At 57.2% G+C, this 14266-nt stretch carries 15 protein-coding genes; 3 read left to right on the top strand and 12 right to left on the bottom strand.

All coding sequences use genetic code 11. The annotated features are described in order from the left end of the window. Positions 1 to 54: 54 nt before the first annotated feature. On the bottom strand, positions 55 to 846 hold the full coding sequence (locus HGT1_RS00070) for a PHB depolymerase family esterase (protein WP_176247941.1): 792 nt from the start codon (positions 844 to 846) through the stop codon (positions 55 to 57). Positions 847 to 931: 85 nt separating this feature from the next. Beyond that, a complete protein-coding gene (gene pheS / locus HGT1_RS00065; RefSeq protein WP_176247940.1) occupies positions 932 to 2005 on the bottom strand; it encodes a phenylalanine--tRNA ligase subunit alpha in 1074 nt (357 codons plus the stop codon). 135 nt (positions 2006 to 2140) lie between these two features. Between pheS and HGT1_RS00060 the strand changes: the two genes are divergently transcribed. Beyond that, positions 2141 to 3343 carry a YbfB/YjiJ family MFS transporter gene (locus tag HGT1_RS00060; protein ID WP_176247939.1) on the top strand — a complete coding sequence of 401 codons (1203 nt, stop codon included), beginning with the start codon at positions 2141 to 2143 and terminating at the stop codon, positions 3341 to 3343. A gap of 60 nt (positions 3344 to 3403) precedes the next feature. Here the strand turns inward: HGT1_RS00060 and rplT are convergent, their stop codons facing one another. The 4 genes from rplT to pyk all read right to left on the bottom strand — a co-directional run bounded on the left by rplT (position 3404) and on the right by pyk (position 5819). Beyond that, the gene (gene rplT / locus HGT1_RS00055) at positions 3404 to 3769 is read right to left on the bottom strand and encodes a 50S ribosomal protein L20 (RefSeq protein ID WP_176247938.1); all 366 of its coding nucleotides are present in this window, start codon (positions 3767 to 3769) and stop codon (positions 3404 to 3406) included. Between the two features lie 15 nt (positions 3770 to 3784). Next, positions 3785 to 3985 (bottom strand): 50S ribosomal protein L35, encoded by a 201-nt coding sequence (rpmI, locus tag HGT1_RS00050; protein WP_008228149.1) that lies wholly within the window; start codon positions 3983 to 3985, stop codon positions 3785 to 3787. 117 nt (positions 3986 to 4102) lie between these two features. After that, positions 4103 to 4330: a hypothetical protein gene (locus HGT1_RS00045; protein WP_176247937.1), complete on the bottom strand. Its 228-nt coding sequence runs from the start codon at positions 4328 to 4330 to the stop codon at positions 4103 to 4105. A 43-nt stretch (positions 4331 to 4373) separates the two neighbouring features. Further along, positions 4374 to 5819, bottom strand: a complete 1446-nt coding sequence (pyk, locus tag HGT1_RS00040; protein WP_176247936.1) for a pyruvate kinase — start codon at positions 5817 to 5819, stop codon at positions 4374 to 4376. Positions 5820 to 6010: 191 nt separating this feature from the next. Here pyk and HGT1_RS00035 point away from each other — a divergent pair, with 191 nt between their 5' ends. Together HGT1_RS00035 and HGT1_RS00030 are read left to right on the top strand one after the other, a co-directional pair. Beyond that, the gene (locus HGT1_RS00035) at positions 6011 to 6748 is read left to right on the top strand and encodes an N-formylglutamate amidohydrolase (protein ID WP_176247935.1); all 738 of its coding nucleotides are present in this window, start codon (positions 6011 to 6013) and stop codon (positions 6746 to 6748) included. A 20-nt stretch (positions 6749 to 6768) separates the two neighbouring features. Continuing rightward, complete coding sequence (locus HGT1_RS00030; protein ID WP_176247934.1) at positions 6769 to 7080, top strand: DUF1244 domain-containing protein; 312 nt, start codon at positions 6769 to 6771, stop codon at positions 7078 to 7080. Positions 7081 to 7198: 118 nt separating this feature from the next. On the opposite strand, the gene HGT1_RS00025 is transcribed toward HGT1_RS00030, so the two are convergent. The 6 genes from HGT1_RS00025 to HGT1_RS18200 form a co-directional block, all read right to left on the bottom strand. Beyond that, on the bottom strand, positions 7199 to 8701 hold the full coding sequence (locus HGT1_RS00025; RefSeq protein ID WP_176247933.1) for a sugar ABC transporter ATP-binding protein: 1503 nt from the start codon (positions 8699 to 8701) through the stop codon (positions 7199 to 7201). Continuing rightward, on the bottom strand, positions 8698 to 9777 hold the full coding sequence (locus HGT1_RS00020; RefSeq protein WP_176247932.1) for a strictosidine synthase: 1080 nt from the start codon (positions 9775 to 9777) through the stop codon (positions 8698 to 8700). Before HGT1_RS00020 ends, HGT1_RS00025 begins: the two co-directional genes overlap by 4 nt. After that, positions 9774 to 11903, bottom strand: a complete 2130-nt coding sequence (locus HGT1_RS00015) for an SMP-30/gluconolactonase/LRE family protein (RefSeq protein WP_176247931.1) — start codon at positions 11901 to 11903, stop codon at positions 9774 to 9776. The genes HGT1_RS00020 and HGT1_RS00015 overlap by 4 nt, the downstream gene beginning before the upstream one ends. Positions 11904 to 12007: 104 nt before the next feature. Next, positions 12008 to 13027 (bottom strand): sugar ABC transporter substrate-binding protein, encoded by a 1020-nt coding sequence (locus HGT1_RS00010; RefSeq protein WP_176247930.1) that lies wholly within the window; start codon positions 13025 to 13027, stop codon positions 12008 to 12010. Positions 13028 to 13079: 52 nt separating this feature from the next. Beyond that, positions 13080 to 13688, bottom strand: coding sequence for an ABC transporter permease (locus tag HGT1_RS18205; RefSeq protein ID WP_255200043.1), 609 nt, complete (start codon positions 13686 to 13688; stop codon positions 13080 to 13082). A gap of 33 nt (positions 13689 to 13721) precedes the next feature. Next, positions 13722 to 14021, bottom strand: coding sequence for a hypothetical protein (locus HGT1_RS18200; protein WP_217902959.1), 300 nt, complete (start codon positions 14019 to 14021; stop codon positions 13722 to 13724). Positions 14022 to 14266 lie beyond the last annotated feature (245 nt).

The raw sequence follows: 14266 nt of genomic DNA, 5'->3' as shown, positions 1-14266 counted from the left end.
TGCTTGGGCTAGGGCGTAGCGCTTAATCTGCGCGGGTTCAATGCGGTTAGCGCGTCATTCACGCCCCATCAGATCATCCAGCTGGATACCCAGCCAGCGTTCCGGAATAAAATGCCCGCCTGAATGCACATCCAGCGTCACTTTGCGACCGGCAGTGCAATTATCCCAAACGATATTTGTGGCGGGGGTACCAGCGCGGATCAACCAATGTTCGGAAATGCGCCCCTGGCCACAGCGAAACGCCTTGCGCCACAGGGCAACGGCATTGGTGGCGTCATGGCCCTGGCCACGCGGCAGGCTCATCCAGATGTCATTCAGGCCGTGCACATGGCGCACCTGATTGGGCGGATTAGGACAGGTCGTTGCCTGCGGGATCGTGCCCGACATGGTCATCAGCCCCGCAACCCTATCGCCGCGCGCACAAGCATAGCGCCACGCCATCGCCGCCCCGAACGAAAACCCCGAGATGTAAATCTGGCTTTGATCCACCGGATAGCGTTTCGCCACATCGGCCAGCACCGCATCGGCAAAATCAATATCCGCCGGATCGTCCTGCCAGAACCGCCACGCCCTGTTCTGCGCTGAAGGGCCGATCAACATGACCCCACGGGGTTTCGTCTCAACCCCGATACGCGGATGGTTCACCACCGTCTTGCCGCGCCGCAGGAAGGCGTGAAAATGCATCATCACTGGCAGAGGAGTTACCCCGTCCCAGTCATCGGGCAGCAGGATGTTGTACTCGCGGTCGCCGATCTTGCAGGGGATATCACCGCCGCAGGTTTGGGCGGAGGCGGGGGCAGCGAATGCTGGCAACAGAAACAGAACAAACAACAACCAGCGCATCATGAAGCCACTCCAACCTTGAAAGTCACTAAATCCGTGGGGAACGCGAAACGCTCCCCGCCAGTTCCTTTTGGGCCGCGCTTTCCGCTTACCTGCTCAAACCGCCATGCAAATTCGGCTGATCCAGGCTGGCAAACCCATAGTGGCGCAGCCAGCGCAGGTCTGAATCAAAGAAGGCGCGCAGATCGGGGATGCCGTATTTCAGCATCGCGATCCGGTCGATCCCCATGCCAAAGGCAAAGCCCTGCCAGTCGTTCGGGTCGATCCCACCCGCTTGCAGCACCTTTGGGTGAACCATGCCGGACCCAAGGACTTCCATCCAGCCGTCGCCTTCGCCGATGCGCAACTGGCCGTCGACCCAGGAACACTGGATGTCGACCTCGGCCGATGGTTCGGTGAACGGGAAATGCGAGGCGCGGAAACGGGTTTTGATGCCGTCGACCTCAAAGAACGCGGCAAAGAATTCTTCCAGCGTCCATTTCAGGTTCGCCATCGAGATGTCTTTGTCGATCGCCAGACCTTCGACCTGATGGAACATCGGCGTGTGGGTCTGGTCGTAATCGGCGCGGTACACACCGCCGGGACAAATGATGCGCAGCGGCGCGCCTTGTGCTTCCATCGTGCGGATTTGCACGGGCGAGGTATGGGTGCGCAAGACATGCGGCGGGCGGTCGTCGCCCTCGGCGCGGGCCATGTAAAACGTGTCCATCTCGGCGCGGGCGGGGTGGTGGCCGGGGATGTTCAGCGCGTCAAAGTTATACCAGTCGGTGTCGATACGCGGCCCTTCGGCAACGGAAAACCCAAGCTCGGCAAAGATCGCGGTGACCTCTTCGGTCACCTGGCTGACCGGGTGGATCGTGCCCTGACGGGTCGGACGGGTCGGCAGGGTAACGTCCAGCCATTCACTGCGCAGGCGTTCATCCAGCGCGGCATCGCCCAACGCGGCCTTCTTGGCGGCAAGCGCCGAATTGATCTCGTCCTTGAGCGCGTTCAGCGCGGGGCCAGCGGTTTGGCGTTCTTCGGGGGTCATCTTGCCCAGCTCGCGCATTTTCAGCGCAACTTCGCCTTTTTTACCCACGGCGGTCAAACGGATGTCTTCCAACGCGGCTTCGTCGGCGGCACCAGCGATCTGGCCCAGATATTTCGCTTTCAGGTCGTCCATATCTGCCTCATGTCTTTTGTTCTGGCTGGTGCTAGCAGAATTATGCCCGAATACAAGTCGCAGCGCCACCCGATGCCGTGCTTGTGCAGCCCGATCCCTGCGCACATAGTGACCCCGACAGGTCGGAGGACACAGATGACGGACACCCCAAACAGCCCCGGCTTGCCCCGACCCGTTGATCGCCCGTGGCTGGCATTGGCCGGTCTGACCCTGGGTGTGATGATCACCAACGGCTTTGCGCGGTTTGCCTACGGTCTGATCCTGCCCGCGATGAAATCCGAATTGGGCTGGACCTATGCGCAGGCCGGATGGCTGAACACGGCCAATGCGTTGGGATATGTTGTGGGGGCGGTACTCACGCTGCTGTTGATCGGGCGGGTCGCCCCGTCGCGGCTGTTCAGTTTCGGGCTGGTGGCCACCACGCTAAGCCTGCTGGCAACAGGTTACGAGGCGACGATGGGCTGGCAGACGTTCTGGCGTATTGCGGCGGGGGTATTCGGGGCGATGTCTTTTTCCACCGCCAGCGTTTTGACCGCACGGCTGTTTCCGGGTGACGCCAAGCGCAACGCCCTTGCGATTGCGATCCTGTTTGGCACCGGTGGCGGGCTTGGCATCATGCTGGCTGGCGCATCCCTGCCCCTGATGCTCGAGACTTGGGGGCCGTCCTCCTGGCGCTTTGGCTGGTACATCATTGGCATTCTCAGCGTGATTGCAGCACCGCTTGGCTTGTGGTCGGCCCGTGCGCTGCATGTACCAGCGTCGCGCAACACGGCGGCGGGTGGGCTGGCGCTGCGCCGTATCTGGCGCGAATTGGCCGGCTATGCGGGATTTGCCATGGGCTACATCGTGTATCTGACGTTTCTGGGGGCATGGATGACGGATCAACAGGCCTCGGCTGGTTTGATCGCCGGGGTTTGGATCATCCTGGGCGTGGCCCTTATCCTATCGCCCTTTGTCTGGCGCGGTGTCTTTGCGCGGCATAAATCAGGGCGACCACTGGCGATGATCCTGACGGGTATCGCCATCGGGTCCGCCCTGCCCGTCGTGCTGCCTGCTGGGGGTGCCGTCGTGATCTCGGCCGTTGTCTTTGGGTTGTGCGTGTTCATGGCACCCGGCGCGATCACCAATTTCATCCGCCAGAACCTGCCCCCTGAAAGCTGGGCCGCCACGATGAGCCTGTTCACTGTGGTGTTTGCGGTTGCGCAGACGGTTGGCCCCTTTGCCGCCGGAGCCATCGGGGATGCGACCGGCGATATCGGGTCAGGCCTGCTGGTGGCTGCGGCGATCCTGCTGACCGGTGCATTTCTGGCTGCATTCCAAAAGCCGCTGGACCCTTAAACGCAAAACGCCGCCCTGATATCAGAGCGGCGTTTCGAACTTCTAAGAAGCCTAGGGCGCTTATGCGGCCAGTGCGTCTTGTGCTTGCTTAACAATCGCACCGAACGACGCAGGTTCGTTCACGGCCAGATCGGCCAGAACTTTGCGGTCTACTTCGATGCCTGCAAGGGACAGACCATTGATGAAACGGCTGTATGTCAGCGCTTCGTCATGGCTGCGCACGGCAGCGTTGATCCGCTGGATCCACAATGCGCGGAAGTTGCGCTTGCGATTCTTGCGGTCACGGGTTGCATATTGGTTTGCTTTGTCGACGGCTTGACGCGCGACTTTAAAGGTATTCTTGCGGCGGCCATAGTAACCTTTGGCTGCTTTAATTACCTTTTTGTGACGGGCGTGGGTGACGACACCACCTTTTGTACGGGACATATCGGCTCTCCTATCTTAGCGGTCGTAGGGCATGAAGCCCTTGATGATCTTTGCATCTGGCGCAGACAATGCTGTCGTGCCGCGTGCGTTGCGCAGGAACTTGTTGCTCCGCTTGATCATGCCGTGCTGCTTGCCGGCCTGACTGCCGATGACCTTACCGGTCGCCGATACTTTAAAGCGCTTTTTAGCGCTCGACTTGGTCTTCATCTTGGGCATTTCCGTCTCCTTGACTTGAGTTCGGTAGATGCGCGACTCGGCATGCCACGTGGGCCGGACGCGCGGAACGAAGCTGGCGTATAGGTCGGACAGAAAAATATCGCAAGCGTAAAAGCGCTACCAGAACCTGTAGCGCGCGATCACATGCAAGATGGCATCTGGAATATCCTCCAGCGCATAGCCGCCGGGATGGCTGCGGATCGCGTACACAATCAACCCCCCGGCAATCAGCACGGTCAAGACAGACGCACGCGGTGCGCGGCTGTCGGAAAACGCCGAAACGATGGATGGAACAGACAACGCAGCGAGGGCAAGACCGAGAACCAGAGCAAGATCAGAGTCCATATTCCACACATCCCTAAGAAGAATTCATTTCCGTTAGGTAACGCTACTCCGGATCGGCACTATAAATCAAACGTTCGTCGCAAGGGGCCACGCGCAAGATATTCGTGCTGCCTTCCACGTTGAACGGCACACCGGCCACGACCACCACCATATCTTCGGGTTCGGCATAGCCTTCCTCGCGGGCGGCACGTGCCGCACTGACCACGGCCATCTTGAACCGCTCCAGCCGTTCGGTCAGAACGCAATTGGTGCCCCAGCTTAGTGTCAGACGCCCTGCGGTCTTGGCCAGCGGGGTCAGCGCGATGATCGGCACCCGTGGCCGTTCGCGGGCAATCAGCAGGGCCGTGGTGCCGCTTTGGGTGAAACAACAGATCGCTTTGATGTTTGTGGTTTCGGCAATTTCCCGTGCGGCGGCAACGATACCATCAGCCACGGTCATCCGGTCAGCGGTACGCGACGCTTCGATGATCTGGGTATAGGTCGGGTCCATCTCGACTTCGGTGGCGACATTGTTCATCGTCCGTACCGCTTCGATCGGATAGGCTCCGGCGGCGGATTCAGCAGACAACATGACCGCATCGGCCCCCTCGTAAATCGCTGTCGCAACATCAGAGACCTCTGCGCGAGTCGGCATCGGGCTTTCGATCATCGATTCCAGCATCTGCGTGGCAACGATCACCGGCTTGGCTGCCGCACGACATTTACGCACCAGCCGTTTCTGGATCGGCGGAACATTCTGGATGGGCAGTTCAACCCCCAGATCGCCACGCGCAACCATGATACCGTCACTGACCGCAAGGATATCATCGAACCGCGCAACGGCGGATGGTTTTTCGATCTTGGACAACAACGCGGCGCGCCCTTTTGACAGCTCGCGCGCCTCAAGCACATCTTCGGGACGCTGCACAAAGCTGAGCGCCAGCCAGTCGACACCCAAGTCGCAGACAAATTCCAGATCCGCCCGGTCCTTGTCTGACAGCGCGGCAAGCGGCAGCACCACATCAGGCACGTTCACGCCTTTGCGGTTGGAAATCACACCACCGATAACCACCTCGCAATCGGCAAAGTCGGGACCGCAGTCCTTGACCTTGAGACGGATTTTACCGTCATTGACCAAAAGACTTGCGCCGGGCTCCAACGCCTGGAAAATCTCGGGGTGGGGCAGACAAACGCGGTCGGCATTGCCTTCGGCTTCGTCCAAATCCAAGCGGAAGGAGGCACCTTCGACCAACTGCTCACTGTCGCCCGAAAACACACCAACGCGCAGCTTTGGCCCCTGAAGGTCGGCAAGAATCCCGATTGTCGATCCGGTTTCTTTTTCGATCTGGCGGATGATCTTGTGCTTGATCCGGATTTCGTCATGGCTGCCGTGGCTCATGTTCAGGCGAAACACATCCGCACCCGCCGCATGCAAAGCCGATATCATCTCGTGTGTGTCCGAGGCTGGCCCCAAAGTGGCGACTACTTTTACATTGCGTGTGCGTCTCATCTTGTGCGTCATCCTTCGTCAGATTGGGCCGGTTCTTGGCCGCAGTTTATCCCTGTTATTTCCTGTCTAGCATGGGTGTAGCCCAGAGTGGATAGCAAATGTGTTAGCGATAACATCGAATTTCTGCGTTCTGCCGGATTTTCATTCACATGTCCCTCGCCTACAGATATCTCGCAAGAGGTTTCAGCAATATGACTTATACCCCATTTTCGATTGATGGCGCGGATCGCCCCGGCCGCTGGTTGGTGATCTGCGACCATGCCGCCAATACGGTTCCGGACTGCATTGCGGGCGGGACGCTGGGGCTGGACGGCGCAGACATGGAGCGCCACATCGCCTATGATATCGGGGCGGCAGGTGTGTCACATGCCTTGGCCGAACGGCTGAACGGGCCCGCGATATTCAGCAATTTCTCGCGTCTGGTCATTGACCCCAACCGCGGCGAAGACGACCCGACGCTTTTGATGAAGCTCTATGATGGGACCATCATTCCAGCCAACCGGAACGCTGACCATGGCGAACGCGAACACCGGCTGAACACCTGCTACCGCCCCTATCACGATGCGCTGGCCAAACTGGCCGCACGCCCTGCGACCGTCATCGTTTCAATCCACAGCTTTACCCCGCAACTGCGCGGCAAGCCAAAGCGCCCGTGGGAAATCGGTGTGCTATACGCCCGTGACGCGCGCCTTGCCGTCCCGCTGATGGACCGGCTGCGGCAGGAAGCCGGCCTGACAGTGGGCGACAATGAACCCTATAGCGGCCATTTGCCCGGCGACACGATCGACCGGCACGCGCTTCAACAGGGGCGGCCCAATGTGCTGATTGAACTGCGCAGTGATCTGATTGCCGATGCCAAAGGCCAGCAGGCCTGGGCCGAGCTTTTGGCGCCCATCCTTGAAACCACGCTCGCCCAGACCCAACTTTGATCTCAAACAGGAGAGACACCATGCCCACACAAACCGAGATCGAACTGCAAGCCGCCGCCTTTCGCCGCCTGCAACAACACCTGATGCAAGACCGCACCGATGTGCAGAACATCGACATGATGAACCTCACAGGATTTTGCCGCAACTGCCTGTCGCGCTGGTACCAAGAAGCCGCGAACGAGCGCGGCATCGAGATGGGCAAAGAAGAGGCCCGCGAGCTGTATTACGGCATGACGATGGATGAATGGAAAGCCAACTACCAGACGGATGCCACTCCCGAAAAGCAAGAAGCGTTCAAGGTCGCCTTTGAAGAAAACGTAGGCAAGAAATAAGGTCTTTGCGCTTTGTAAAAGCTGACTGCATTTCAAGGCGGGCATCCGGACGCAGAAGGTATCATGCCTGCTGCGTCCGTTGATCCATCACTTGCCGGGTCACATCGACACGGCGGCCCTAATGGACAGCAGCATACATGATCCGCTCTTCAGTCGCGTCGTCAATCGAGAATTCCTCGACGATGCGGCCTTGGCGGGAAACCAGAATCCGGTCGGAAAGGCTCAGGATTTCCGGCAAATAGGATGAGATCACCACCACGGGCAAACCGGATGTGGCCAGTTCATGGATCAGCTCGTGAATTTCGGCGATTGCGCCAACGTCGACGCCGCGCGTGGGTTCATCCAGAATAATCAACTTGGGTTTTTGAACCAAGGCCTTGGCCAAAACGACCTTTTGCTGGTTCCCGCCCGAAAGCTCGATCACTTTCGATTTGTTGTCGATCGCTTTGACGTTCAGGCGATCCGTCCAGGTTTTGGCAAGCGCAGCCATTTCCGAATAGCTGACCACAGATTTCTGGTTCAGATCAGCCCCGATCAGCCCCGAATAGATGTTTTCGGCAATCGACTTGGTTTCAAAGAAGCCTTCGATCTTGCGGTCTTCGGTAACGTAGACGATCCCGTCAAGGATCGCCTGCCTCGGGACGCGGTAGCGCACGGGCTTGCCATCAAGGCGCACTTCTCCGCCATGGAACAAATTGCGTTTGTTCACGCCTGCGACGATCTTGAATGTTTCGGTTCGTCCGGACCCGATCAACCCAAAGACCCCGGTAACCTGCCCCTCAAAAACCGAAAACGACGTATTCCTGACCATAGAACCCATCGACAGGTTTTGGACCGACAGCACACGTTTTCCCAAGGGGCGCGTCTGCCTTTTGACCTTGTCCTTGCCATAAAGCTCGTCCGTAAGGTTTCGCCCGACCATGTGCTGAATGATCGTGTCGCGATCGAAATTTGACGCATCATCCGTGATCACATGCATCCCGTCGCGCAGAATCGTAATCCGGTCGGAAATATTCAACGCCTCTTCAAGGGCGTGGCTGATGAAGATGATGGATACGCCATCGTTTTTAAGACGCTCGACCAAATTGAAAAAGTGGTGCTTTTCTTCGGGGGTAAGCGTCGCGGTGGGTTCGTCGAAAATGATAACGCGTGCGTTGTGGCGCACGGCGCGTGCGATTTCGACCATTTGTTTTTGTGCCGCCCCAAGCTGGGACACAAGCGCCGTTGGATCGACTTCGAAGCTGAGGGATTGCAGGAATTGTTGGGCCGATATGTAAAGCCCGCGCAACCGGTTCAGCAGCTTTTCATTGCCCAGTTCTAGGTTCTGCGCCACGGTCAAAGACGGCACCAGATTGGTTTCCTGAAACACCATCGCGATGCCATTCTCCAGCGCCTCTTGGGGACTGCTGAAAGAGACCGGCTTGCCAAGGTATTGCACCTGCCCTTTGGTTGGCTCGTGTACGCCTGCAATCATTTTTGTCAGCGTCGACTTGCCTGCACCGTTTTCCCCCAAAAGAGAGTGGATTTCACCGGGGCGCAAATCAAAAGAGACATTTCGGATCGCCGGATTTCCGTGGAATTCTTTTGTTACGTCCAACATTTCTACAACAGGGACGGTCATAGCGCTTTTCCTTTTTCCACCAGTTGCATCTCCAGAATCTCGCCGTTCCCGCGGCAGGCCATCCTAAGTGTGTTCCCCGATTGCAATGCGGATGTAATTCCGTGGCGGGACCCGCCTGTTCGGCTGTGAAAGCTGCGCAAAGGAATGAAGGTGCTGCTCAACTCTATGACCAAGCCATATGAACGGGTCGGTGCCCATGGCTTGAGGATCCCCATTTGTTTGAGCGCCCCGCCCTGCATGGGTTCGTTGAAATATCTCCCGCTATAGAAATGCGGTGCGATCCAGAACTCGGGCGCGACTTCTTGCAACATTGCCTTGCGGTAGGCCGGTTCGCGCAAGACGAATTCGATCAGGGGGTTTCGTGGTGCAAAAACACTTAGCCAGAAGGTGCCATTTTCCTGCCGGCAAAGGCGGCCGGGATAGCCTGGGATTTCGTCAAAAATGATCTGCGCGTTTGATCCGTCTGCCGACATTTCAACGATGTGAGATGCCCATGCTTCGCTGTAAACAATTGACCCACTGGCAGTGGTTGCGATCCCGGACGGGTACCGAAGGTTTTTCGCCAAGATGCGCACCTCGCCGGTCTTGGGATTGGCCCGACCGATCATGCCCGATTGGTTTGTCTCCATCAGATCGCGCCGCCATTCGTTGGGCGCATTTGTCTGTGAACCGGTGCAAAATAGAATATCGCAGCTTTGGTCCACCGATATTGCCGTCACATTTGTGATCGGAGTGGCCCACGCGATTTCGGCCCTCTGGTAATCACCGCCAAGCAAAATGAGGCCATCGTCAAGGGTTGCCACAACCAATGTATCATCCAGCGCGGCAAGGGCGGTGATCACCGACGGCAGCTCTGCCTGAACACCCGAGCGTGAAACCAGCGTGGCACCGTCTGACCAAAGAGGCTCCCCTTTCCACTCAACGATATCATCCACCTGAGCGGCCGGGATTCCGGGTTGGAGGTTCTCTAGCTGGTTGTTCGGCTTGAGCGCGCCATCCATCGGCGGGACGGTGACCGCAGCGGATCCACGCCCAAGGAGGTTGTCAAAGATACGGGAAATCATAGAGTGTTTCACGCGTTTTCCCCCGATTTCTTGCCCCAATAGCTTGACCATCCGGTCCAGCGATTATTCTGCCCCTCAAGGCGAATACGGCCGATACGGTTGTTGGTGATGCCCCCCAGATACAGCCAGCCTTTGTGCTCGCGCATGGATGTAATCATCGGGTGATTGGCAGCTTTGCGATCCCATAGGGATTCAATGATCTCTCCGTCGTCATCAAAGCGCGCAACGCAACCGATATTGAGGTTGGGGAACAGCCATTGATCAGCGGCCATGCGGCGCGCCATCCGACGTCTGAAATCGGGCATCCGAAGCGCCAGATCCAGCGCGGGCGAACGCATCCCCATGATCGCGACCCAATAGGTGCCGTCAGACGCGCGGTTGATGTTATCGGGATACCCGGGAAGTTTGTCGGCAAGCACCTCAACCGTGCCTTTCTTGGGGCCCTCAAGCCAGTAGCGGTTGATCCGGCAGCCCCAGCTTTCCGCAAACAAGATCGATTTACCGTCATGGGATGTGCAAACCCCGTTGGGAAATACCAAGTTGCGCACGACAGTCCGTGTCTTTTTGGTTTTGGGATCATAGCAAACGATACGACCATTGCCGCGGCTTTCCAAAGCATCGACAGGCCAGTCGTGCATCTCGTAGCGCACCGTCGCCTCAGAGAAATAGATCTTGCCGTCTGGGGCAACATCCAGATCATCCGCAAGACGCAGGCGGCTGTCGTCGATGATGGAAAAGAAAGACCGGTTGGTTTCGTCTGTCACCAAGGTGACCGCTCTGTCTTTCTTTGCGACCATATAAAGCCCCATGCCACCGACGCAGACCAACAGGTTCCCGTCTTTATCAAAGCTCATACCCAAGGGGGCACCGCCGATATGGGCGTAGATTTCGTAGGTCTTGTATTCAGGCGGTGTAAACCGGACGATGTCCCCGTGGCGGTTGCCGCAATACAGGTAATCCTCGTCATCAAGGATAACGTCCTCGGGGCTTTCCACGTCTCCCAGACCGATCACGTCGACTTTGGACAAGCGGTCATTCACCTTGAACGGACCCTCATCGGTTGTGCGTGGCTCTGGCATCTCCATCAAAGTGGGCGACACATAGACCGTGTTCAAAAGCTTGTGACGGTTTTTCATCCAGCGCACGTCGACGAACACGGCGAAAAGCAATGCCAGCCCCAGCACCATTGGCCCCGAACCACTGTTAAGGCCAAGACGCAGAACACCGTTGGTTAGCACCAGCACCGTGACCGCCCCCATCATGGCCTTGGTCACCGAACCGCGACCGCCGCCAAGGGAATTGCCCCCAAGTATCGCTGCCGTCAGCACGAGGACCTCGAGACCAAGACCGGTGTCTGTGCCGGCACCGCTCAGGCGGGCGGCGTATAGAATGCCGGCCATACCGACCAACATCCCCGAAACGACATAAGCCAGACAAACGATCCGTTTCACAGGCAGGCCCATATTATAGGCCGACCGGCGTGATCCACCAATCGCCAGAAGACGCCAGCCCGGCCCCGACCGGCTAAAGATGACATGTGCGATGACCGCGACGATCACCAGGATCACAAAGCTGAACGGAAAGATTGAAACGTTGCCCAGCCCCATCAGATCCCAAAGAGGAGACGAGTAAAAAGACATCGACATGTCTTGGGCGTATTCAAGCAGCAAAAGGTCTACGATGGCGCGCACAATGATCAGCGTCACAAGCGTTGTAAGAAATGCCCGCAACCTCAGATAGCCGATCAATACGCCATTCACCAATCCCACCGATCCGCAGATGAGCACAACAAGGCCAGCAGCCAGCCCGACCGGAAGATCCGCAAGGTTGAGAAAGTACAGCATCAAGAAGTTGCCGAGCGCAAAGTTCGACCCGACCGAAAGGTCGATCCCCCCGACCAGTATCACAGTGGTCATCGCCAGAACGACAAGGGCAAGTTCCCCATATTGGCGGGCCAGAATGCCGATATTACTTCCAGTAAAGAAATTGGGCAGCAAAGACCCGACAACCCCGACCACAATAATCATAATTGTGAATGGGATGGCGTTGTCGATCCAGCTCTTCGAGAGCAATTCGCCAAAAACGTGATCGGGAAGCCAGCGGTACCGGGCTTTTTTAATACTGCTTGCCAATGACATAGCGCGTCACTTTCTTATGAAACTTCTGGGAGTTGAGGCGTGTTCGGGTTTGACCGGAAAGCAGCGGCATCCTGTGCCGCTGCTTTGGTCTTTATGCGAGCGGCTTAACGTAGACGCGCGGCGTATTGCTCGGGGTCCCAGCAGGACGCGGATTCGACATTGTCCTTCGACATGACATAGGTAGGCGAGAAGACCTGCGTCTTCATCTTGCCACCGCCACCGTTCTGCATTGCGATCATGATCGCAGTCCAGGCGTCGCGGCCCATGCCCGGTGCGTCGTAGTTCACGACCACATCAAACGTGTCGTCCCGGATCAAATCACATGTGCTGGCGGCACCACCACCCGAGGTGATAACGGAAACCGTATCGGCAAGGCCTGCTTGCTTGACCGCGGCACCCGTGCCGATGGCCTGACCATCCCACATGTCCAGGATCGCGCAGAGATCGGGGTGCTGCTGAAGCACGGTTTCTGTGATCGCACGCGCCTTGGACGCGTCCCAGTCGGCGGCCTGGCTAGATACGATTTCGATGTCATCCCGTTCGCTCAGCACTTCCATAATGCCCTGAACCTGGAAATAGCTTACGCCGCCCGTGATCACGCCTTGCACGATCGATACCTTGTGCGACGTATCGGTTTCGCCGCCGCATTTCTCGATGGCCATATTTGCCAACTGGCGCCCCATCGCAATATAGTCAGGCCCGACAAAGGCATCCGTTTGAACGGCACCCTGCATATTCATCTGAACGACAGCGATGCCTGCACGGTTCGCCTGCACCATCAGTCGCGCCAGCGATTGTGTGTCAGGGTTCTGCGTCACGATCACATCAGGCCCTTCGGCAATCAGTGACGTCATCCCCTGAGCCATCGCATCCGTCGACCAGTTCGGGTCCTGGATGGTAAACTTCATCCCGTAACGCTCGGCTTCCTCCTTGACGACACCGCCCCATGCTTGGGCAAGGTCGAAACCGGCTGAGATGGGCAGATACGCAACCCACTTGCCTTCGAGAGCATCAAGCGCCGGGCCACGGAACGGATCGTTGGTTTCCTGCGCATACAGAGCGCCTGAAAATCCGATCGCCAATGTGGCCAATTTCATTGAATGTTTAAGAACTTTCCATTCCATAGTATTTTCCTCCTGGTTGGTTTGATTGGGTTAGTGACGTTGCCGCGGGTCTTTAGATGTCGCCCTGTTGACCGGTCTGTTCATCACGCGGGTTGATTATGCTGTCTGAAATAATGGCAAGCAGAAGGATCAAGCTCTTGATCACGTTCTGAATCGTGTACTGGATGTCCATGATGGTCATCCCGTTGACGAGAACGCCGATAAGCAGCGTCCCGACGATCACATTGCGCACGTTGCCGCGCCCCCCCGACAGGCTCACACCGCCAAGGACAACGATCAGGATGACGTCATAGATCATGTTGGAATTCACGATCCGCGTATTCATCGACTGAACGGCGGTTGCGGTGATCAAGCCTGCCAGATAGGCGGCTGTTCCGCTCATCATGTATTGCATCACCATCGTCGGGCGGACCGGAATACCGGTAACGCGGGCAGCGGGCGTGTTGTCGCCAATGTTGTAGGTATTCCATCCGTGCTTTGAAAAGCGCAGGAACAGGAACACGACAAAGGCCAGACAGACCGCCAAGATGATTGGAATTGGAATGCCCCAAAGCTGCCCCTGGCCGATTTGACTGGCCCAGCCAAAGCTGGCGGGCAGATAGACAACATCCGTCCCGGTGATCAGATGCGCCCGGCCGAAACCATAGACAAAGGTCCCCATCGCGAGCGTTGCGAAAATTGCGGGAATTTCGGCTTAGGCGACAAGGATGCCAGATATGCAGCTCATCGCCAGCGCAAATCCATAGCCCATGGCAAGTGCCAGACCCAACGGCGTACCTTCGCCCACAAGCTGGATTGTCCATGCGACCGAAATTGCCATGATCGCAACCATCGACAGATCAATGCCGCGCCCCAGGACAACAATAAGCATTCCCAGCCCGAGAATACCCAATACAGCGACATTCCTGAGCAATGCCAGTATGTTGTTTGCCCCGATGAATCCGTTCAGCGAAACGGAAAAGGTGACAAACAATGTCACCGTGATCAAAAGCACGATTTTTTCTTGGCTAAGATTACCCAACCAACGTTTAATAGACACCGACCATCCCCTCCCGAGATATCCGCAGCACGAAACAATGCGCACTTTGCTTGGGATTACCTTAGGGCGATGAAGACGCCTCGCGACATATCGAAGTTTTTATAAAGGATATAGGAAATGCCTATAGGCCTATTTCCCCATTGTTTTTCTGCATAAATTTGGCATTCACCCTTGGCTTTACCCCGCATTCCCCAAGTAAA

Source organism: Sulfitobacter sp. HGT1 (assembly GCF_013282155.1).
Lineage (GTDB): Bacteria > Pseudomonadota > Alphaproteobacteria > Rhodobacterales > Rhodobacteraceae > Sulfitobacter.
This window is presented reverse-complemented; position numbering and strand designations above follow the sequence as displayed.